We start from the raw sequence: 23080 nt of genomic DNA, 5'->3' as shown, positions 1-23080 counted from the left end.
CAAATGACTATAATTACCTTACTTGAAGAACTTCATCTCTTCATTTAACTGCTCAGCGATGTCTCTAAGATTAGTTGCAGATTCTGCAAGGTTTGTAACTGTAGCTGAAAGCTCTTCAACTGAAGCACCTGTTGTTTCTGATGATGCTGCGTTTTCCTCTGAAATAGCAGAGAGTGATGACATAGCGTTTGCTACTACTGTGTTTGAATTTACACAATTGGTTGCTTCGCCAGAAATCTTTGAAACACTAGATACAGTTTCTTCGATATCCTGAAGCATTCCCTCTACAGCGAAAAGTGTCTCGCCAAGGGCCTTCTGCTGTTCTTCATTTCCGTTCATAACAAGAGCAGCAGCAGTAACAGCCTGCTCAGCCTCAGCTAAAAGCTGATCCATAAGAATTCTAATTTCCTGTGCGAGGTTTTCTGAATCATCAGCAAGCTTTCTGATTTCCTCAGCAACTACTGCGAAGCCCTTACCAGCCTCACCAGCTCTAGCAGCCTCGATAGAAGCGTTAAGTGAAAGAAGGTTAGTCTGAGCAGCGATGCCAGAAATACCCTCAACACGCTCGTTGATGTTTGCAACAGCGTTCTGTGTAGAAGAAATCTTTGAAGAAATCTCTTCAATCTTAGATGTCATTTCAGAGCTTGTAGCCTGAAGTGTAGCAAGAGAGTTGCTTGATGCTTCTGATGCTGACTTCATACGATCTGCAAGGTTAGACATATCGTTTGTAGAAGATTGTACGTTGTCTACAGCTGTTGTAATCTGGTTTGTGCTATCTGCAGCTGACTGGATTTCCTCTGCCTGCTCTACAGCACCACTAGCAATCTGCTGAACTGCTACAGCAACTGATTCTGTTGTAGCTGCAATCTGGTTTGCCATCTCTGATAACTCGTCTGAAGACTCGCCTACAGTGTTTGTAGAATCCTTAATATGACCTACGATTGTTGAAAGCTTATCAATAAGAGAGTTTGCGTTGTTGATCATCTGACCAAATTCGTCAGCACGCTTTGTAAATTTATCTGTTTTCTTAAACTCACCGTTAGCTAAAGCTGATAATACCTTGTTTACCTCAAGCATTGGCTTTGTGAAGTTGTTTGCAATAATGATAGAAAGAACTAATACAGCTATAACCATAGCGATACCAGTCAAAATAATTAACATTGCGCCCTGTCTAGCTTCAGCGACAATGTCCTTCTGTGCCTTAGCAGCACAGATTACGTAACCTGATGAAGCATTTCTTACGTAGCTTACGTATACAGGGTACCCTTTTGCTGTACTAATATAGAAACCAGTCGCATCTTCTGATGACATATATGGTGAAGAAGAGAAGTTCTGAGCTTCGTCTGTTGCTGCGATTTCGAAATCTGAGTGAGCTACCATATCAGCATTCTTATCTACAACGAATGCTTCCTCAGCATCTTCTGCTAATAATGTATGAATATCATCTGGGTTTAATGTTTTATGTACAACACCGAGAACTGTAGTACCGTTTGTATCAAAGATAGGTACGGCTACACAAATGTTTCTTGAGTTTGTAACTGAGCTTACGAATACATTTGATACGTAAGTTTCACCCTTGATTGCAGCCTGGAAGTAATCTCTTTCGCCGATGTTCTTTAAGTCTCCATCATCACTACGAAGCACCATATCACCGTTTGAATTTGACATAACGATTGTGTTGCTATCGTGGAATGACTCGTTAATCTGTACCATCTGCTGTTTTACTACTGTAGTATCTTCAAGCTCACCCTTTAAGAATGCGATTGTCTCTGGGGAAGAAGCGAAGCTTCCAAGTGATGTCTCAGCTTTGATTAACATCTTGTCTACTTCAGACTCAATGTATTTTGCCTGCCAGTCCAAATTCTGCTTTGCTGTTTCCTTTGCACTGTTAGTTGAGCTGTTATAGCTGATTGCTACGGCAACTAACAAAGGAACAATTGATACCAAGAGCATAATAGAGATAAGTTTTGTTCTTACGCTCTGTTTTTTTGTTTTCTGTGTTGTTGTCTTTTTCATTTTATTCCTCCGTGAATAATGAACATGTTATTGCTATCAGTGTTTTAAGTTATACTCGAAACACGAGTCGCAATAATAACATGGTTTTGTAACTATGTATAGTGTTTTTGCACAATTTTTTATCTCCAATTTGTTTATGTTGCTCAACTGTAGGTTGATGAATGGTTTTTTAGGAATAGTCGTTTTTGCAAATTTTACATCCAAGAATACTTGAAGAAGAAAACCGAAAAGGTGTAAAATAGTTTCCAGAAGAATAAGTTTCATATTAAATAACTACAATTTTTCGGAGGGGAAATATGTTGCAGGAAAGTATAAAGAAATTAGTTCAGTATGGAATTGATACAGGGCTTACACCAGAAAGTGAAAGAATCTATACCACAAATCTTTTACTAGAGTGCATGAAGGAAGATGAGTACACTGATCCTGATTGTGATTTATCTAATATAGTATTGGAAGATGTTTTAAAGGATTTGCTTGATGAGGCGGTCAAAAGAGGAATTATAGAAGATTCCATTACATATAGAGATTTATTTGATACAAAGCTTATGAACCAGCTTTGTCCTAGACCATCGCAGGTTATTGATAAATTCAATGCTATATATAAGAATGAAGGGCCAGAGGCTGCTACAGATTTCTTCTATAATATGAGTCGTAATTCTGACTACATTCGTACATATAGAGTAAAGAAGGATTTAAAGTGGACCACAGAAACCGATTACGGAACACTTGATATCACTATCAACCTTTCAAAGCCTGAAAAGGATCCAAAGGCTATTGCGGCTGCAAAGAATGCAAAACAATCAGCATATCCTAAGTGTCAGCTTTGCATGGAAAACGAGGGATATGCAGGACGTACAAATCATCCTGCTAGAGAGAATCATCGTATTATTCCTATCACTATTAATGATAGCAAGTGGGGATTCCAGTACAGCCCTTATGTTTACTACAATGAGCACTGCATCGTATTCAACGGTGAGCATACACCAATGAAAATTGAGCGCGCTACATTTGTAAAGCTTTTTGATTTTGTAAAGCTTTTTCCACATTATTTCCTTGGAAGTAATGCAGATCTTCCTATTGTTGGTGGTTCTATCCTTAGCCATGATCATTTCCAGGGTGGTCATTATACATTTGCAATGGAAAAAGCTCCTATTATTAAGGAGTTCTCTGTAAAAGGATATGAGGATGTGAAAGCAGGCATAGTTAAGTGGCCTCTTTCAGTTATTCGTCTTCAGTGCAAGGATGAAAAGAGAATCATTGATTTAGCTGAACATATCTTAAATGCATGGAGAGGATACACAGACGAATCAGCATTTATATTTGCAGAAACTGATGGAGAAAAGCACAATACAATTACTCCTATTGCTAGAAAAAGAGGAGATTTGTTTGAGCTTGATTTAGCTCTTAGAAACAATATTACAACAGAGGAACATCCTCTTGGAGTTTATCATCCACATGCTCATTTACATCATATTAAGAAGGAAAACATTGGTCTAATCGAGGTAATGGGACTTGCAGTTCTTCCTAGCCGTCTTAAAGGTGAAATGGAGCAGCTTGCTGATTATATTGTTAATGGCAAGGATTTAAGAGCTGATGAAGCACTTGAAAAACATGCTGATTGGGTTGAAAGCTTTTCAAAGAATTACGATAAGATTGATGAAAGCAATGTAAATGAAATCCTTCAGCAGGAGATTGGTAAGGTCTTCTGTGAAGTTCTTGAGTGTGCTGGAGTATATAAGTGCACAGAAGAAGGAATGGAAGCATTTATGAGATTTGTAAATACTTTATAATGATATAAATTAAGCCATCTAGTTAGAAGCTAGATGGCTTTAGTTTTATAAGTCATTATAGTTAATAATTTGATTACGACCGTGATTCTTTGCGTAATATAAAGCCTTGTCGGCTTTGTCTACACATTGATGATATGTTTCGTTTTTATTGTATTTGCAAAGGCCCATAGAGATTGTTATAGGGCAGATTCCATTGTTGGAATTCTCAACATCTGAGCGGAGCTTTTCAGCTAATTCTAAGGCATTATCAATTGCATAGTCTACGAGAATGACGATGAATTCTTCGCCGCCCCAGCGAATGATGTAATCATCTTTTGAAAGATGACTTTTAATTTTAGCAGAAACATATTTGAGAATCTCATCACCAGCCTCGTGGCCATAGGTGTCATTTACTTTCTTAAAGAAGTCGATGTCAAACATGAGAACTACAATATCTTTTTGCAATGAAAACTTATCTGTTGATTGGTCGATTATTTCATTTATGATATATCGATTATTTACACCAGTAAGCTCATCTGATACAGAGCTTATTTCTAATTGTTTCTTTACAAGGTATTGATCAGCGTATGAGTTTTCCAAAATCCAAAGCATAATAACAACACCGATATAAAGGGGAATCGCAAGCGCTAACATGATGGTGTAATACTCATAATGATTCCACATATTTGAAACGATGATGTTGGCCATCAAAAGAGCGTGCAAAACTATATGATACTTCAGTGGAGTAGCAAAACCGATAGCCAGGAAAGCAAAGTGCATGATAATGAAGCCTTCACGGGCATAATCCCTATTCTCCAGATGATAAATGGCCCATATTGTACACCACATAGCTGCATGTGGCATCAAATAATATAGAAGGGTTCCCCACTTATAATTAATTACCCTTGGATACAAAATTAGAAATAGGATAAGTGGTATGATAATTGAAAAACGTGGAATGACTGTTTCGGTTGCAAATCTTCCATATAAGACACAATCGGAGATGAAATAGGACATCTCTAAAAGACCGATTAATATGGCAGAATATCCACTAACAACCCTGAAATAATCAAATTTAGATTGATAAAAACTATTTAATTCATCTTTTCTTATTTTTCGAGTCACCATAAATTTGATTATACGACAGGATATTATTATACACAACGTTACATTGTATAACGTAACGGTATATACTTGAAAATTTACAAAATTAGTATAGAATAGTTTAGGACTGCATTTTTATGTAAGTCTTAAATTAATTAGATTTTATGCGAGGTATAAAATGAGTAAGGTTAGAACACGTTTCGCACCATCTCCTACAGGAAGAATGCATGTAGGAAATCTTCGTACAGCTCTTTATGCTTACCTAGTAGCAAAGCACGAGGGCGGCGATTTTCTTCTTAGAATAGAAGATACAGACCAGGAGCGTCTTGTTGAGGGTGCTGTAGATATTATTTATAGAACACTTGCTGCTACAGGTCTTATCCATGATGAGGGACCAGATAAGGATAAGGGCTTTGGTCCTTACGTTCAGTCTGAACGTCAGGCGCAGGGCATCTATCTTGAATATGCAAAGCAGCTTGTTGAAAAAGGAGAGGCATATTATTGCTTCTGTGATGATAAGCGTCTTGAAGAGTGCAAGCAGGTTATTGGTGGTAAGGAAATCCACATCTATGACAAGCATTGCTTAAACCTTTCAAAGGAAGAGGTAGAAGCAAATCTTGCTGCAGGAAAGCCTTATGTTATTCGTCAGAACAATCCTCGTACAGGTACAACTACATTTGTAGATGAGTTGTACGGAGATATTACAGTAGATAATGCAGAGCTTGATGATATGATTCTTATCAAGTCTGATGGATATCCTACTTACAATTTTGCAAACGTTGTTGATGATCACCTTATGGGTATTACACACGTTGTTCGTGGTAATGAATACATTTCTTCGTCACCAAAGTACAATCGTCTTTACGAAGCATTTGGTTGGGAAGTTCCAAAGTATATTCACTGCCCACTTATCACAAATGAGGAGCACCAGAAGCTTTCAAAGCGTTCAGGTCACTCATCTTATGAAGATTTAATTGAGCAGGGATTCTTGACAGAAGCAGTTGTCAACTTTGTTGCTCTACTTGGTTGGTCTCCAGAAAATGATAACGAAATCTTCTCATTAGAAGAGCTTGTTAAAGAGTTTGATTATCACCGTATTTCAAAGTCACCAGCAGTCTTTGATATTACAAAGCTTAAGTGGATGAATGGCGAATACATGAAAGCTATGGACTTTGATAAGTTCTATGAGATGGCTGAGCCTTATCTCAAGGAATACATCAAGGGTGATTATGATTTAAAGAAGATTGCAAAGATGGTTCAGACTAGAATCGAAATCTTCCCAGACATCAAGGATCATGTTGATTTCTTCGATGCAGTGCCTGAGTATGACAGTGCAATGTATACTCATAAAAAGATGAAGACAAACGAAGAGTCTTCACTTGCAGTTTTGAAAGAGCTTCTTCCTGTACTTGAGGCACAGGATGATTACTCAAATGATGCTTTATATGCACTTCTTTCTGGATTTGCTACAGAGCATGAATACAAGAATGGATATGTGCTTTGGCCAGTACGTACAGCTGTTTCAGGTAAGCAGATGACTCCTGGTGGTGCAACTGAGCTCATGGAGATTCTTGGAAAAGAAGAGTCAATTAAACGAATTAAAGCAGCTATCGAGAAGCTGTCTAAATAATTAAATACTTGCAGATAGAGTTGGGAAACCTCTATATAGAAACACGGTTATCAATAAATTATGAATCTTAATGATAGCCAGCAAAAAGCAGTTTCACACAAGAATGGACCTTGTCTTGTTTTGGCAGGTCCAGGCAGTGGCAAGACTGCTGTGCTTACAAGGCGCGTTTGTGCTCTTATAGAATCTGGTGTACCGGCTCGAGAAATCCTGGTGATTACATTTACCAAGGCTGCAGCTTTAGAAATGAAGGAACGTTTCGAAAGGTTATCAGATGATATTCATCCTGTGACTTTTGGAACGTTCCATTCTTTATTTTGGGGAATTCTACAAAAAGAAATTGGCTTTAAATCTACAGATATTATCCTTGGAAATACCAGAACGAAAATTATCAGAGAGGCAATGGCAAAGGTTAACTTGGACCATGATGATAGTTTGCTTGTAAAAAGCTTTTCGTCGGAACTATCTGTGATAAATAATCGAGTGGGAGGAATGGATAATTATCTGCCAAAGGCTGTTGATAAGAAAGAACTTAGAGATTTTGTTTTAGCCTACGAAAATCTTAAGGCTAAATATCATGTCATAGATTTTGATGACATGCTAAAGAAGGCTTACGAGCTTTTTGTACAAAAGCCAGAAATTCTTAAAAAATGGCAGAATCGGTTTTCATATTTTCTTGTAGATGAAATGCAGGATATGAATGATTTGCAGTTTCAACTGATTAAAATGTTATCCGCCAGGACTAATAATATTTTTTGCGTTGGAGATGATGACCAGTCTATATATGGCTTCAGAGGAGCGAATCCTAAATTAATGGAGGATTTTAGAAATCATTATCCGGATTCTAATGTTGTGGTACTTGATTATAACTATAGAAATCCTATTAATATCGTAGAAAAAGCAGGAAATTTAATATCAAAAAATACAATGCGCTTTCCAAAGAAAATTATGGCTACTGCTGATGAGGGAAACTTGTGTATTAAAGAGCTTAAATCCGAGGGCGATGAAGCAGAATACATTATTTCAAAGATTAATGAGCTTTCTGCTGAGGGAACATCCTTTGATGAAATATCAATTCTGTATCGTAATCATTCTGATGCAAGGTATATAGTTGATAAACTACTGGAGTCAAAAATACCATTTTATCTAAAAGAGAAAATGCCTAATATTTATTCTCATTTCATCATTTCAGATTTGGAAGCATATTTTCAAATTGCTATTGGAAATGAAACGAGAGCCAGGCTTTTATCTATCCTTAATCGCCCAAATCGCTTTCTGCACAGAAGAAGTGTAGAGTACAGAGGAAATTTACAGGGGATGAAATCCTTCTATAAAGATAATCCAGGCTGCCTAAGGGCTACTGAAGCACTAATTGCGGATGTAAACTTGATAAGTAAAATGTCTCCATGCGCGGCAATTAATTACATAAAGAATGTGATGGGCTATGATAGCTTCTTGAGGGAAGAGGCGGTAAAGCAGAATGCAGATGTTAGCGAATACTATGATGTCTTGGATTTTTTTATTGAAATGACGAAGGATTGCAAGACTATAAAGCAGGCGATTGATAAGCTAAATATTATGAGGCTTAAAGTGGATTATGAAAACAAGACAAAGGTGATAGATAAAAGGAATAAAATCGGACTTTATACGTTGCATTCTAGCAAGGGATTGGAATTCGAAAATGTCTTTATAATAGGCGTAAATGATGGAATAATCCCTAGTAATAAAGCTGATTCTAAGGAGGAGATGGAGGCGGAGCGTCGATTGTTCTATGTTGGAATTACAAGGACAAAAAGGAATCTGTTTTTGACTTATACAAATAAAAAGAATCGGGATAAATCCCGATTCTTAGATGAGCTGAATTATTCTTCGTCTAATGCTTCACCGTAAAGCTCATCGAACTTTTTAGCTACAGCATCGTATTCTTCATCAGACTCGATGTTGTCAAGAGAAGGAGCGCCTGTTTCATCCTCGAAATAACGATAGATGTAAACCTGTCCCTCAGAATTTTCCTCGCCGTTTTCATCGAGAGGAAGAAGTACAATATAGTCCTGATCGCCTATGTCGAAGATTGTGAGAATTTCACATGTTACTTCTGAGCCATCATCCAAACTTAAAGTGACAACAACATCATCATCTTCATTGTCAACTGGAAATACCTGATTTTCGTCCATTCTATACTCCTTTTGTTTATTTTATTTGTTTAAGGCATGTCCTTATGATATAATTCATCAGGAATATTGTCTAGTAAAATTAATTATTTATTGAGTTTAATATACAGCTTTTTGGAATCGAGGCATAGTTATGAAGGTATTGAGGGGCGATTTTAGAGAATATGGTCCAAGGATAAGTTCAAAGGATGGTGTTGTTTTCACAGTAGCAATCAAATCTACTACGGAAAAAGCATCCATTCTTTTATTTGATATTAAGACTAAAAAACAGTTACATGAAATAGAGCTTTTACCAGAGTTTGCTGTGGGAAGAGTATATTCTGTTGAGGTTACTGGTATAGAGATTGATAAGATTTGTTATCTCATAAAAGAAGATGATAAAACTGCACTTGATCCATATTGCACAGCGATTGTAGGCCGCGATAAATGGGGAGATATAAAAGAGCGTCAGACAAAAGAGTTTGCGGTATATTCTGGAATCTCTCATGTGGAGAAGAAGTGGAAGGATACAAAAGTGGTGGTTGCACCATCGGATATGATTCTTTATAAGCTTCATATGCGCGGATTTACTGCTGGATTTAATATGGCAGCATCCAAGGTAGGCAATTTCAATGGGCTCCTTTCGAAAAAATCCTATCTGAAAAGCATGGGCGTTACCAGTATTGAGCTTATGCCTCTCTATGATTTTGAAGAGCTATTTTTAGATAATAAAATGCTGATATCTCCAAAGGGAATGATTACCGAGACAAAAGAATTCTCTGGTAAGAAGAACTATTGGGGATTCGGAATTGCTAATTATTTTGCGCCAAAGGCATCTTATTTTGGTGGGGCTTCCAATGCATGCGAAGGCCTGCGCAACATGGTGAGCAATCTTCATAGCAGTGGTTTTGAAGTCATTATGGAGATGGCTTTTGCTGCTGAAACATCAGATGATCTTATCTTAGAATGTTTAAAATATTATGTTAAGTATTTCCACATAGATGGATTTCATATAGTAGGATGTAATGCTCCAATAGGGCGTATTGCATCTGAGCCTTATTTAGCAGATACAAAGATATTCTACGAATTTATTCCAGAGGAAATCCTTTGTAATGAAAAAGGCAAAAAGCATTTGTTTGTATACAACGATTCATTTATGAATGTGACTCGTCAGATAGAAAACCATATGAACGGAAGTATGGTTCAGTTTGCAAATCATATGCGCAGACAAAACAGTGCCTATGGATTTGTTAATTACATGGCGAATGTTAATGGATTCTCATTGTGGGATTCATATTCATACGGTGAAAAACACAACTGGGATAATGGCGAAGATAACAGAGATGGTACTAACAACAATTATTCTTTCAACTATGGAGTTGAAGGAAAGACTACAAACAAGACCATCAATGCTAATAGATTCAGAGAGATGCGAAATGCTTTTGCAGCGTTGATGCTTTCTCAAAGTGTTCCATTGTTTGTGGCAGCAGATGAAGCTGCAGCTACACATCTTGGAAATAACAATCCATATTGCCAGGATAATAAGGTTGGATACACTTGTTTTACAAAGACAAAGAGTAAGGATTCACTTACAAGCTTTGTCAAAAACTTAATTGAGTTTAGAAAGAACCATAAATGTCTTAGAGTTGAAAGTCCATTTTTAATGAACGATTACAGACATTTAGGTCTTCCAGATATGTCATTTCATGGTACTGAGCCATGGATGATGTCTATCGGTGAGGAGCAAAAGGCATTGGGCGTCCTTTATAATGGCGCTTATGTTGATGAAGAAGAGGAAGTTTTTGTTTGCTATAACTTCCACTATGATGCTGTAGATATGGCACTTCCACTTTTGGCTCCAGGAAAACGATGGCGTTTGTGCTTTAACACGGCTAAATATACTGATGATTTTGAACCAAAGCCTATACATGACCAACAGTCAATCAATGTTCCAGGCAATTCCATCAGCGTGCTTGTTGGGGTAAAGCCAGGAAAGAGGTAATTAATGAAGGCTTGGGAGCATTTTAAAACAATCACCCATCATCGTCGTTTAGTTAGAAAAGGATGCTTTGCTGTAGGTTTATATATGCAAGGGCTTCTACATGATTTATCTAAGTATTCATGGGTTGAATTCAGAGTGGGAGCTAAGTATTATCAGGGGACACAAAGCCCTAATAATGCTGAAAGATTAGAGACAGGAGTTTCTATGGCCTGGCTTCATCACAAGGGTCGAAACAAACATCATTTTGAATATTGGATAGATTATAGTTTGGATGAGCATCATCACATGACTGGCATGGAAATGCCTGTTAAATACGTGGTTGAAATGTATTGTGATAGAGTGGCAGCCTGCAAAACATATCAAAAGGAAAAGTATAATGATGCTAGTGCCTTGGAATACTACAATAGGGGCAAGGGCCGATACATGATGCATCCTAAAACAGCGGCTTTATTGGAAGATATGCTTACATATCTTGCTGAACACGGTGAGAGTGCGACAAACGAATACATTCGTAAAAATATACTAAAGAATAAAAAGTAATTTGGAGATAACATTATGGAAAAAGAGAAGAAAGTATTATATTCAGGTATGCAGGCAACAGGAAAGCTTACCATTGGCAATTATATAGGAGCATTAAAGAACTGGGTAAATCTTCATGAGGATTATGATTGCTTCTTTGGTGTTATGGATTTGCATTCCCTTACAGTTAGACAGAATCCTACAGAATTTAGACAAAATGCAAGAAGAATCTATACACAGTATGTGGCTGCAGGACTTGATCCTCAGAAAAACTGTATTTATTTTCAGTCACATGTGCCAGCACATGCTCAGTTAGGTTGGATTCTTGATTGCTACACATACATGGGCGAGCTCAACCGTATGACTCAGTTCAAGGATAAGTCTGCAAAGCATGCAGATAATATCAACGCTGGTCTATTTACATATCCTGCATTAATGGCTGCAGATATTCTTTTATATCAGGCTGATTTAGTTCCAATCGGGGCAGATCAGAAGCAGCATTTGGAAATCTGTAGAGACGTGGCAGAGCGCTTCAACAACATCTATGGTGATGTATTTACTATTCCTGAGGGATATTTCCCTAAGGCAGGTGCAAGAATTATGTCTCTTGCTGAGCCAACAAAGAAAATGTCTAAGTCAGACGAGAATGTTAATGCTACAATCTATCTTATTGATGACAAGGATACTATTATCCGTAAGTTTAAGAAGGCAGTTACAGATTCAGATGCTGAAGTAAGATATGATGTTGAAAATAAGCCAGGTGTATCAAATCTTATGGAAATCTACGGCGTTGTTACTGGCAAGTCTATGGATGAAGTTGCCAAGGAGTTTGAGGGCAAAGGATATGGTGATTTTAAGCTTGCTGTTGGTGAAGCAGTAGCGGATATGCTTGAACCATTCCATGTTCGTTGTGCAGAGCTTGAGAAGGATAAGGCATATATCGACGGTTGCATAAAGGAGAACGCTGAAAAGGCATCTTATTTTGCAAATAAAACTCTTCGCAAGGTTCACAAGAAGCTTGGTTTAACAGAGATGATTAGATAATAATGATATTGTTTTTAAGACAGGAGTGTGCTATGATAGCTCCTGTCTTTTTCTATTTTCAATTTTAATTCCAGAGGAGTTTAATTGTATAGTATTGTAAATACCGCTACTATTTTCGGTATTGATTCTAAACTTATATCTGTGGAAGCAGATATATCTGAAGGTATGCCCATTTTTGAGATGGTGGGTTATCTTTCATCAGAAGTGAAGGAAGCGAAGGAAAGGGTGAGAGCCGCATTAAAGAATGCAGGCTATGCACTTCCTATAAAGCGAATCACGGTCAATTTATCACCAGCAAGTATTAGAAAAACAGGAGCAGGCTTTGATTTGCCTATTGCTGTGGCTATTTTATCTGCTATTGGAATAATTAATTGCGAGAAGCTTCCATCTATATGTCTGTGTGGTGAAATAGGCTTAGATGGCAAAATTCAGCCTGTAAATGGTGTATTATCCATGGCTATGGAGGCCAGAAGGAATAATTTGCAGATAATGATTGTTCCTAAAGATAACTTAGTAGAAGCTAGGTTGGTAAACGATTTGACAACAATTGGCGTAAGCCAGATTTCAGAGGTAATCGAGCTACTAAATGAAGGCGTATTCGAAGTTAAAGAAGAAGCACTTGAAATAGAAGAAACATCTCAGGAAGACATGGAGTACGATTTTTCCATGATAAATGGACAGCAGGCCTTAAGAAGAGCTTGCGAGGTAGCTATTTCAGGCATGCATAATATGCTTATGGTTGGACCGCCAGGAGCAGGGAAATCTATGATAGCGAAATGTATTCCTTCTATATTACCTGCTATGGATTCAGATGAGCAGTTAGAATTATCAAAGATATATTCGGTTTGCGGAATGTTTGATGAGAGAGGCGGTCTCATGAAGAAAAGACCTTTTAGAAGCCCTCATCATACCGTGTCCCCTCAAGGATTGGTTGGCGGTGGACAGAATCCAAAACCAGGGGAAATATCCTTGGCCCATGGAGGTGTGCTGTTTTTAGATGAGCTTACTGAGTTTACAAAGTCCACCATAGAAATGCTTAGACAGCCCCTTGAGGATAAAAAGGTCAATATTTCTAGGGCATCAGGAAGCTTTACCTTCCCGGCAGATTTTGTAATGGTGGCTGCAATGAATCCTTGTTCTTGCGGATATTATCCGGATTTGAATAGATGTCATTGTAGTAGGATGTCAATTCAAAGATATTTGGCCAAGATATCTCAACCGCTACTTGATAGAATAGATATTTGTGTAGAAGCGCCTACTTTGAATTTTGCACAGATTGCCTTACGTCAGAAAAACGAATCATCTGCTGATATAAGACTCAGAGTTGAGCGTGTTCACGAAATTCAACGTAATCGATACAAGAATTATGACTTTAAGTTTAACAGTCAGATTCCTAGTAGCCATATAGATATGTTTTGTCCACTGAAGGCTGAAGAAGCTAAATATATGGAAGAGATGTATGAAAAGTACTCCCTTACAGCCAGAACCTATCACAAGGTACTGAGAGTGGCTAGAACTATAGCGGATATGGATGGCTGCGAGGACATTAGTCTTTTACATCTTCAAGAGGCTATCTGCTATCGAGGGCTAGATAAGCATTACTGGGAGGAGGGAATCTGATGGATAAACACCTTTACCAGTATTGGTTTATGCGAAACGAAGATATAACATATTCAAAGAAGCATAAACTTATTGATTATTTCTACGATAGTTATAATATCTATTTTGCAACGAAAAAGGATTTGGTGGATTCAGGGCTCGTGGATAATAAAACAGCCGATGTTTTTATAAACAATCGAGCAAAGTTTGACTTATCCAAAGAGTATGAGGAGTTTTCGCATTCACCTTTTTTTTTTGTAACGATGGAGGATGTGACATATCCAGATAAGCTAAGAAACATCTATGACAAGCCATATGGCCTTTATTATGTTGGAAAAATGCCTTCTTTTGAAAGGGCGATTTCCATTGTAGGGGCTAGGCAATGTAGCGCTTACGGCAAAAGACTTGCTCTCCAAATTGGAGAGAAGCTTGGACAAAATGGATACACTGTTATAAGTGGAATGGCCAGAGGAATTGATGCTTATGGCCATAAAGGATGTATAGATGCAGGGGGTAAAACTATAGCAGTTTTAGGAAGTGGCTGTGATGTAATTTATCCTACTGCTAATAGATTATTATATGAAGAGATTGTTTCATCTGGTGGAGCAATTATTTCTGAATATCAGATGGGAACAAGCCCGGTAGCAATGAATTTTCCTAGACGAAATAGGATAGTTTCAGCTCTTTCAGATATTGTTGTTGTAATTGAGGCGAGAGAGAAATCCGGTTCTTTAATTACGGCAGATTTTGCATTAGAGCAAGGCAAAGATATTTTTGTTACTCCTGGAAGAATAGGGGATTCATTGAGTGCTGGGACCAACAAACTTATTGCCCAAGGGGCAGGAATCATATACGACACAGATCAGTTTATAGCTGATATAACAAATTTTTATGGACTAAATCCGAAGACAATAAACACCGAAAAGAAGCCTAAAATTATTCTTTCGGAGGAGCAGAAAAGAGTATATAAATTGTTTGATGATTATCCAAAAAGCATTTCCACAGTTATAGAGGAAAGCGGCATGGATTATCTCGATTTATTGTCTGTTGTGCTGTCTTTAGAAAGGCTTGAATTGCTTTCAGAAGTGTTCAAAAATAATTACGTAAAAACAGCGTGATTTGTTGATGGATTTTATATGAAAATTATTAAATTGTTTTGTCAATAGGTAAAATTTTCCTTGAAAAGAAAAAAATAATGTTGTATAGTGATTTTCGATTTCTTTGTGAATAGGAGCAAAAAACATGGCAAAAAATCTAGTCATTGTGGAGTCACCAGCAAAGGTGCATACAATCAAAAAGTTTTTAGGTAGCAATTACGAGGTAATGGCATCCCAGGGCCACGTTCGTGATATGCCTAAAAGCCAGCTTGGCTTTGACCCTGAGAATGATTTTGAACCTAAATATATAACAATTCGTGGAAAGGGCGAGCTTCTTGCTGCACTTCGTAAAGAAGTGAAGAAAGCAGATAAGATTTATCTCGCAACTGATCCCGACCGTGAGGGAGAAGCTATTTCATGGCATCTTACTCACGCACTCAACTTACAAGATAAAAAGGTATATCGAATTACCTTTAATGAGATTACAAAGACTGCTGTAAAGAATTCACTTAAGAATCCTAGAGAAATTGATATGGATTTAGTTGATGCACAGCAGGCGAGACGTATGCTTGATAGAATGGTTGGATACAAGATTTCACCACTTCTTTGGGCAAAGGTTAAACGTGGCCTTTCAGCAGGTCGTGTACAGTCTGTTGCTCTTCGCATTATTTGCGACAGAGAAAAGGAAATTGAACAATTTATTCCACAGGAATATTACACTCTTGATGTATTGCTTGATGCAAAGGATGCGAAAAAGCCTATAGTGGCTAAGTATTATGGTGATACATCTGGCAAGAAGGATATTTCTGACAAGGAAAGTCTTGATAAAATCATGTCTGATTTAAAGGGCGCTGATTTTAATATTGCTTCAATCAAGCGTGGAACAAGGGAAAAGAAAGCTCCATTACCTTTTACTACATCTACAATGCAGCAAGAGGCATCAAAGGCTTTGAATTTCTCAATTCAAAAGACAATGAGCGTTGCTCAGCAGCTTTATGAAGGTGTTAGCGTTAAGGGGCACGGAACAATCGGTCTTATCACTTATCTTCGTACTGATTCAACAAGAGTATCAGATGAAGCAAGAGCAGCAGCAGAGCAGTTTATCACTGGCAATTACGGTCAGGAATATTTATCAGCCCCTGTAAATGCAGGTAAGAAAAATAATGGCAAGGTTCAGGATGCTCATGAAGCAATCCGTCCTGCTAATATCGAATTGATTCCATCTGAGATTAAAGAAAGTCTTACTAGAGATCAGTTTAGATTGTATCAGCTTGTATGGAAGAGATTTGTGGCAAGCCAGATGGCTAATGCTGTTTATGATACAGTTTCATTAAATGTTCAAGCAAAGAATCATGTATTTACAGCATCTGATTCTTCAATTAAGTTTGATGGATTTATGATGATTTATGTTTCAGCAGATGATGAGGCAGAGTCAAAGACTCATCCATTATCAAAGCTTACAGAAGATACAAAGCTTGGATTTAATTCTTTTGAGGAAAAGCAGCATTTTACACAGCCAGCGCCTCATTTTACAGAAGCATCTCTTGTAAAGACATTGGAAGAGCTAGGAATTGGTAGACCATCTACCTATTCACCTACCATTACAACTCTTTTAAAACGTCATTATATTACCAAAGAGGCTAAAAACCTTTTTGTTACAGAGCTTGGCGAAGTAGTCAATTCAATTATGGAGGCTTCATTCCCTATAATTGTTGATGATAAATTTACTGCAAACTTGGAATTGCTGCTTGACGGTGTTGAAGAGGGAACAGTTGAATGGAAATCAGTTGTAAGAAACTTCTACCCAGACCTTGAAAAGGCAGTTGAAGTGGCAGAAGAGGAACTTGCAAAAGTTGAGATTCATGATGAAGTTACTGATGTTATCTGCGAAGAGTGCGGAAGAAACATGGTAATTAAGTTTGGGCCTCATGGAAAATTCTTAGCTTGTCCAGGATTTCCAGAATGTAGAAATACAAAACCATTCCTTGAAAAGATAGGAGTGCCATGCCCTAAGTGCGGCGGCGATGTAGTTATTAGAAAGTCTCAAAAGGGAAGAAAATTCTTCGGATGTGCAAATCATCCCGAGTGTGACTTTATTAGCTGGTCAAAGCCAACCACTGAGAAGTGTCCAAAGTGTGGAACTTATATGGTGGAAAAGGGTAATAAACTTGTTTGTGCAAATGATGATTGCAGATTTGTAGAAAATCAGAATAAATAGTAGTAAATTTTCTGATATTTATTGCGATTTGTTCTAATCGGTGCTATAATTGGTACAAATTTCACATTAGTTCGGGGACGACAGTTAGATTGATTTGGCACAATACAGTGTTTAGATTCAGGAGGAATACATTTTAAATGAGCGTACAGTTATTAGACAAGACAAGAAAGATTGGAAAACTTCTTCACAATAATAATTCATCAAAGGTTGTTTTCAACGACATTTGCTCTGTACTTACAGAGATTTTGGATTCTTCAGTACTTGTTATTTCTAAGAAGGGTAAGGTCCTTGGACTTTCACACTTACCAAACACAACAGAAATCGGTGAGTTAATCGTTGACGAGGTTGGCGGATTTATTGATCCACTTTTAAACGAGAGATTACTTTCAATTCTTTCAACAAAGGAAAATGTTAACTTAAAGACATTAGGTTTTGAAAAGTCTGATATTGATATGTACTCAGCAATCATCGCACCAATTGATATTGCTGGTGAAAGACTTGGAACACTTTTTGTATACAGATTCGATAAGCAGTACGATATCGATGACATCATCCTTACAGAGTACGGTACAACAGTAGTAGGACTTGAGATGATGCGTTCAGTTAATGAAGAGTCTGCAGAAGAGAACAGAAAGCTCCAGGTTGTTAAGAGTGCTATTTCTACACTTTCATACTCAGAGCTTGAAGCTATTATCCATATCTTTGATGAGCTTGATGGAAACGAAGGCGTTCTTGTTGCTTCAAAGATTGCTGATAGAGTTGGTATTACAAGATCAGTTATCGTAAATGCTCTTCGTAAGTTTGAGTCAGCTGGTGTAATTGAATCTCGTTCATCTGGTATGAAGGGTACATACATCAAGGTTCTCAACGACGTAGTATTTGACGAGCTTAACGAAATCAAGAAAAATAAATAATTAGGATTTTGTTTTAAAGGGACTTACATTTGTAGGTCCCTTTTTGTTATATTTCATAACTTAAACACAAAATTATTTTATTATGAAAGTGATTATAAGATGGAGATTTGTATTCTATATTTCCACAATATTCGCGAAATACAACACTATTAATGGCAATTGAGTAAATGAATGAAGGACACTATTTCTTGTGTTTAGATTTTATAAAATATACTACATGATGTAAAAAAGCCTTGTGTTTTTTTACATATAATTTATAATTAAATTAGTCTAGGAGGATTGTATATATGATTAGTTCAGATGCATTTGGATATATCAACTTACTTGATAATACAGCAGATGTGAGCTGGCAGCGCCAGACACTTATTATGAATAACATTGCAAACGCTACAACTCCTGGTTATAAGAGACAGGATATAGAGTTTGAGAGTGTTCTTAGAAAAGAACTTATCAATACTCATGAGCGTTCCTTGGAAAGAGCAGTTAATGTCTTAGACGATGATGGAAATCATGTTGATGGCATTGAATATACAGATTACGAGAATTATTCTTACAGACTTGATGGCAACAATGTTGACATGGACACAGAAAACGTAGAGCTTGCTTCTGAACAGATCAGATATCAAACTCTTACAACTAGTGTCAACAACGAAGTTGGACGTTTTAAGTCAGTTATTTCATAAGCATGATTGTTAGATAAACGGAGGAAAGGCTATGGGATTATTTCAACCTTTTGACATTGCTGCATCAGGTATGACAGCACAGCGTTTCAGAATGGATGTTATCGCTGAAAATATTGCAAATGTCAACACCACTCGTACAGAGAATGGCGGCCCTTACACACGTAAAATAGTTACATTTCAGGAAAAGCAGTTAAAGGCAGGCACTCCTTCTTTTAGAAATATTCTCAAAGAGAGTACAGCTGCATACAATGGAAATGGTGTAAAGGTTTCGAAGGTATCTGAGGATACAGAGACAGACTACATCATGGAGTACGATCCATCTCATCCAGATGCTGATGAAAATGGATACGTTCGCTATCCAAATGTAAACACTGTTACAGAGATGACTAACCTTATCGATGCCAGCCGTGCATACGAAGCAAATACCACTGCATTCCAGGCTATTAAGTCAATGGCGACAAGCGGTATTTCAATTGGACAGGGATGATATTAAAGGAGAATTAAATGGACGTTAGTTCTATTCAGAGTTTATATGGCGCAACGCCAGTTACATCAAGCGAAACAAAAGTAAACGCAGATACAGGATTTCAAAGCATGCTTAATTCTGTTATGAGCTTATTAGAGGATACAAACTCACAGATTCAACAGGCTCATAAAGAAGAAGTTGCGTTTCAGCTTGGTGAGACAGACAACACTCATGATTTGATGATTGCAGAGCAGAAGGCAAACATTGCATTACAGTATACTGTAGCAGTTCGTGATAGAGTGCTTGAGGCTTATCAGCAGATTATGCAGATGCAAGTCTAATTAGGTATTATTAAAGGGAGAAAAATATGCCAGAACAAATTCAAGCTATCATTAATCGAATACTTGAATGGTGGAGAAAGTTTACTAGAAGACAGCAAGTGTTGATTGTATCAATTACTGCTGTTGTTATTGTGTCATTTATAATATTAGGAGTGATTATTTCTCGTCCTACTATGGTTCAGTTAATCCAGTGTGAGGACGGAGTGCAGGCAGCAGCGGTTAAGCAGCTCCTTGACGACGAAGGAATCGCATACGAGACAAGTGAGGATGGCTTTACTTTCTATATTGAGGACAAGGATAAAGCTAATGCCAATGTTTTACTTGGATCTAATGACATTCCTAGTTCAGGATACTCTATCAATGATGTTGTAGACGGAAGCTTTTCTACAACCGAGGCTGACAAACAAAAGAAATATAAGCTTTATCTTGAAAATCAGTTTGAGGAAATGTTGGAGTCTCAGACTGCTGTTAATTCTGCAACAGTTATTCTTACTATTCCTGAGCAGGATGGAACAATTCTTGCTAGAGAAGCAGATTCCTACGCCAATGTTACACTTGATTTAAATTCACAGATTTCAGGAGATACAGCTGCTGGCTTAGCTAGAGCTCTTGCTGTCAATCTTGGAAATGATGATACAGAGAATATCTTTATCATGGATACAAATGGTAATGTTTTATTCTCCGGTGGTGATGCAGTTTCAGCTGCAGGAAATGCTAGCGCAAATCAGGATGTTCGAGAGAGAGCTAGTAGTGAAATCGTAGATAGAGTGCATACTGTTTTGGAAGGTACAAACCTTTATGATGATATTTCTGTAGGCGTTAATCTTTCAATGAATTTCGATGAAAACAGTTATGTTACTTACGATTATTCTGTAGATGAAGGTCGTACAGAAGGCTATTTAGATAGTGAATCTGGTTCTAACTCAACTAACACTTCAGGTGCTGGTGGCGTGCCTGGTACAGATTCAAATGACGATGACACTACATACGTTATAGAGGATGGTAGTCAGTCGGAAAGCACAACGGAAGAGTTTTACAAGGATTATCTTCCAGATGAAACCATCACAAATCACACAGATGAAATGGGTAAGAGAGAGCTTGAAAATTCTTCAATTTCTGTTACCTGTAAAACATATGCAATCTACAATCAGGACAAGATGGAAGACGACGGTACTCTCGAGGAATTGGGACAGACATTTGACGAATTTGTCAAAGAAAATTCTGATCCAGTTCAGCTTGAAGTTACAGATGATATTGTGGAAGTAGTTGCACAGGCCACAGGATTTCCAGCATCAAGCGTTAAAATCGTAGCTTACGAGATTCCAATGTTCCAGTATTCTGAGGGTTCAGGAATTGGTCTTACAGATATCCTTCAGATTGTACTTGCAGCACTTATCTTCTTAATGCTTGGCTTCGTTGTATTCAGAAGCATTCGTACAGAAGAAGAGGAGCCTGTGGAGCAGGAGCTTACAATTGATGATTTGATTGCTTCTACACAGGAAGAGGAAGAAGAGCTTGAGGATATCGGTTATACAGAGAAGTCCGAAGCTCGAATATTAATAGAAAAATTCGTAGACGAAAAACCAGAGGCTGTAGCACAGCTTTTGAGAAATTGGCTAAACGAGGATTGGGGATAAGCTATGGCTACTGAAGATTTAAATGGCGTACAAAAAGCGGCTATACTTCTCATCGCTCTTGGTCCGGAGAAGTCTGCTCAGATATTTAAACATCTCAAGGAAGAGGAAATCGAAGAATTAACACTTGAGATTGCTAATACTAGGAGCATTTCTCCTGCCTTGAAGGAAGAAGTTATAGAAGAGTTCTATCAGGTTTGTCTTGCACAGCAATATATCGCAGAAGGTGGTATTGGCTACGCAAAAGAGCTTTTGGAAAAGGCTCTTGGCGACGACAGAGCTCAGGACGTTATCACAAAGCTTACTGCATCTTTGCAGGTTCGACCATTCGAGTTCATTCGAAAGACCGAGCCTTCTCAGGTGTTGAACTTCATACAGGACGAACATCCACAGACAATAGCTATGATTTTGTCATATCTGTCTGCTGGTCAGGCATCTCTTATTATCGGAGCTTTGCCTCCAGAAAAGCAGGCTGATGTTGCAAAGCGTATTGCTATGATGGATAGAACCAGTCCTGAAGTTATTAAAGAGGTTGAGCGAGTGCTTGAAAGAAAGCTTTCTTCACTTATCAATCAGGATTACACTATCGCCGGCGGTGTAGATGCGGTAGTAAACATTTTGAATACAGTGGACCGTGGTACAGAAAAGCGTATCATGGAGTCTCTGGAAATCGAAGAGCCAGAGCTTGCTGAAGAAATTAGAAAGAAGATGTTCGTATTCGAGGATATCTTGCTTCTTGATGATAGAGCTATTCAGCGTGTTCTTAGAGATGTTGATAACTCTGATCTTGGTGTGGCTCTTAAGGGAGCAAATGATGAGGTTCAGGCGGCTATATTTAAGAACCTTTCTTCTCGTCTTGCTGCAATGATCAAGGAAGATATGGAATTCATGGGCCCTGTACGTATGAAAGATGTAGAGGAAGCACAGCAGAAGATTGTAGGTATAATCAGAAAGCTGGAGGATTCCGCAGAGATTGTAATTTCAAGAGGTGGAGGAGACGAGCTTGTTGTCTAGTAATAATGTCATTTACGGCTTCCAGGTTGCACCAAATCTTCCAGATGAGGAAGGCGAAGCTGAGCAGCTTGTAATTGACTCAAATGAATTAGCTAAGCAGCTGATTCTTAAACAAGAAAGAGAATATAAAGCGAAGCTTCTCGAAGAAGAGCGAGAGCGTCGTTTAGCAGCTATGCGTGAAGCTGGCGAGGAAATTCCTGATGGAATGGATGCTGATGAGTTCTTAGGCTTAGCCGATACTATCATGCAAAAGGATGAGCCGGATGTATCTGCTCAGGTAGAAGAGCTTTTAGAAGACGCCAGAAATCAAGCGCAGGCTATTATTGATGATGCAAATGCTCAGGCTCAGGAGATTCTCAATGCAGCTCAGCTTAATGCTGATGCTATGAAAAATCTTGCACGTCAGGATGGAGAAAAGGAAGGATACAACGAAGGTACTCAAAGAGCAGCGTTGGAGCTTCAGGATGCTCAAGTTCAAATGAGAGCAGAGGTTGAGCGTGTCCAAAATGAGTATATGGAGCGTCAGCTTCAAATGGAGCGAGAAATCGTAGAAATGTGCCTTCCTGTATTTGAGCATGTGTTTGCTGCAGAGTTATCAGGTCGAAAGGATGTAATATATCATCTTTTAGATCATTGTATTATGAAAATTGAGCGTACTGGCCAGATGCAAATCAAGGTCAGCGATGCAAATGCAGAATATATAAAGAGCAAAAAAGATGAGATTCAAGGAAAGGTAGGAGCTGAGGTAGGACTTGATATTATTGCAGATCCCCTTTTGAATGATGACCAGTGCATTATCGAAACTGACGGTGGAATATTTGATTGCAGTATTGATACTGAACTGGACAATCTTATTAGAGAGATAAAAGCCTTGAACTAAGGA

At 37.9% G+C, this 23080-nt stretch carries 19 protein-coding genes; 16 read left to right on the top strand and 3 right to left on the bottom strand.

Annotated elements, in window-relative coordinates; translation table 11 throughout:
• Positions 1-18: 18 nt before the first annotated feature.
• A complete protein-coding gene (locus CRN97_RS11590) occupies positions 19-2016 on the bottom strand; it encodes a methyl-accepting chemotaxis protein (RefSeq protein ID WP_097076985.1) in 1998 nt (665 codons plus the stop codon).
• Between the two features lie 296 nt (positions 2017-2312).
• Between CRN97_RS11590 and galT the strand changes: the two genes are divergently transcribed.
• Positions 2313-3806 carry a UDP-glucose--hexose-1-phosphate uridylyltransferase gene (gene galT / locus CRN97_RS11585; protein WP_097076984.1) on the top strand — a complete coding sequence of 498 codons (1494 nt, stop codon included), beginning with the start codon at positions 2313-2315 and terminating at the stop codon, positions 3804-3806.
• A gap of 45 nt (positions 3807-3851) precedes the next feature.
• Here the strand turns inward: galT and CRN97_RS11580 are convergent, their stop codons facing one another.
• Positions 3852-4634 carry a GGDEF domain-containing protein gene (locus tag CRN97_RS11580; protein WP_179670746.1) on the bottom strand — a complete coding sequence of 261 codons (783 nt, stop codon included), beginning with the start codon at positions 4632-4634 and terminating at the stop codon, positions 3852-3854.
• Between the two features lie 433 nt (positions 4635-5067).
• Between CRN97_RS11580 and gltX the strand changes: the two genes are divergently transcribed.
• The gene (gltX, locus tag CRN97_RS11575) at positions 5068-6519 is read left to right on the top strand and encodes a glutamate--tRNA ligase (RefSeq protein WP_074790347.1); all 1452 of its coding nucleotides are present in this window, start codon (positions 5068-5070) and stop codon (positions 6517-6519) included.
• A gap of 60 nt (positions 6520-6579) precedes the next feature.
• On the top strand, positions 6580-8406 hold the full coding sequence (locus CRN97_RS11570; protein WP_097076982.1) for an ATP-dependent helicase: 1827 nt from the start codon (positions 6580-6582) through the stop codon (positions 8404-8406).
• On the opposite strand, the gene CRN97_RS11565 is transcribed toward CRN97_RS11570, so the two are convergent.
• Positions 8379-8690, bottom strand: a complete 312-nt coding sequence (locus CRN97_RS11565) for a DUF1292 domain-containing protein (RefSeq protein ID WP_074790351.1) — start codon at positions 8688-8690, stop codon at positions 8379-8381. The two genes, CRN97_RS11570 and CRN97_RS11565, sit on opposite strands and share 28 nt — an antisense overlap.
• Positions 8691-8820: 130 nt before the next feature.
• Here CRN97_RS11565 and CRN97_RS11560 point away from each other — a divergent pair, with 130 nt between their 5' ends.
• The 13 genes from CRN97_RS11560 to CRN97_RS11500 all read left to right on the top strand — a co-directional run bounded on the left by CRN97_RS11560 (position 8821) and on the right by CRN97_RS11500 (position 23077).
• Positions 8821-10668, top strand: coding sequence for a GlgX family protein (locus tag CRN97_RS11560; protein ID WP_097076981.1), 1848 nt, complete (start codon positions 8821-8823; stop codon positions 10666-10668).
• 3 nt (positions 10669-10671) lie between these two features.
• Positions 10672-11208 (top strand): DUF5662 family protein, encoded by a 537-nt coding sequence (locus CRN97_RS11555; protein ID WP_044934095.1) that lies wholly within the window; start codon positions 10672-10674, stop codon positions 11206-11208.
• 15 nt (positions 11209-11223) lie between these two features.
• On the top strand, positions 11224-12231 hold the full coding sequence (trpS, locus tag CRN97_RS11550) for a tryptophan--tRNA ligase (protein ID WP_044934097.1): 1008 nt from the start codon (positions 11224-11226) through the stop codon (positions 12229-12231).
• Positions 12232-12315: 84 nt separating this feature from the next.
• Entirely contained in the window at positions 12316-13851 is a 1536-nt protein-coding gene (locus CRN97_RS11545; protein WP_097076980.1) for a YifB family Mg chelatase-like AAA ATPase, read from the top strand.
• The gene (gene dprA, locus CRN97_RS11540) at positions 13851-14948 is read left to right on the top strand and encodes a DNA-processing protein DprA (protein WP_097076979.1); all 1098 of its coding nucleotides are present in this window, start codon (positions 13851-13853) and stop codon (positions 14946-14948) included. The genes CRN97_RS11545 and dprA overlap by 1 nt, the downstream gene beginning before the upstream one ends.
• A gap of 124 nt (positions 14949-15072) precedes the next feature.
• Positions 15073-17145 (top strand): type I DNA topoisomerase, encoded by a 2073-nt coding sequence (topA, locus tag CRN97_RS11535; RefSeq protein ID WP_090394036.1) that lies wholly within the window; start codon positions 15073-15075, stop codon positions 17143-17145.
• Between the two features lie 137 nt (positions 17146-17282).
• Positions 17283-18059, top strand: a complete 777-nt coding sequence (codY, locus tag CRN97_RS11530; RefSeq protein ID WP_044934105.1) for a GTP-sensing pleiotropic transcriptional regulator CodY — start codon at positions 17283-17285, stop codon at positions 18057-18059.
• 287 nt (positions 18060-18346) lie between these two features.
• Positions 18347-18742 (top strand): flagellar basal body rod protein FlgB, encoded by a 396-nt coding sequence (gene flgB, locus CRN97_RS11525; RefSeq protein WP_033153966.1) that lies wholly within the window; start codon positions 18347-18349, stop codon positions 18740-18742.
• A 31-nt stretch (positions 18743-18773) separates the two neighbouring features.
• Positions 18774-19229, top strand: coding sequence for a flagellar basal body rod protein FlgC (flgC, locus tag CRN97_RS11520; RefSeq protein WP_033153967.1), 456 nt, complete (start codon positions 18774-18776; stop codon positions 19227-19229).
• 17 nt (positions 19230-19246) lie between these two features.
• Positions 19247-19549: a flagellar hook-basal body complex protein FliE gene (gene fliE, locus CRN97_RS11515; RefSeq protein WP_033153968.1), complete on the top strand. Its 303-nt coding sequence runs from the start codon at positions 19247-19249 to the stop codon at positions 19547-19549.
• A gap of 26 nt (positions 19550-19575) precedes the next feature.
• A complete protein-coding gene (locus tag CRN97_RS11510; protein ID WP_097076978.1) occupies positions 19576-21186 on the top strand; it encodes a flagellar M-ring protein FliF C-terminal domain-containing protein in 1611 nt (536 codons plus the stop codon).
• Positions 21187-21189: 3 nt separating this feature from the next.
• Positions 21190-22197 carry a flagellar motor switch protein FliG gene (gene fliG / locus CRN97_RS11505; RefSeq protein WP_033153970.1) on the top strand — a complete coding sequence of 336 codons (1008 nt, stop codon included), beginning with the start codon at positions 21190-21192 and terminating at the stop codon, positions 22195-22197.
• Positions 22190-23077, top strand: a complete 888-nt coding sequence (locus tag CRN97_RS11500; RefSeq protein ID WP_097076977.1) for a FliH/SctL family protein — start codon at positions 22190-22192, stop codon at positions 23075-23077. The genes fliG and CRN97_RS11500 overlap by 8 nt, the downstream gene beginning before the upstream one ends.
• Positions 23078-23080 lie beyond the last annotated feature (3 nt).

Origin of the sequence: Pseudobutyrivibrio ruminis DSM 9787, assembly GCF_900218035.1 — a bacterium.
Taxonomy (GTDB): Bacteria; Bacillota; Clostridia; order Lachnospirales; family Lachnospiraceae; genus Pseudobutyrivibrio; species Pseudobutyrivibrio ruminis.
Note: the sequence above shows the minus strand (reverse complement) of the source record. Positions and strands in the feature narration are given on the sequence as shown.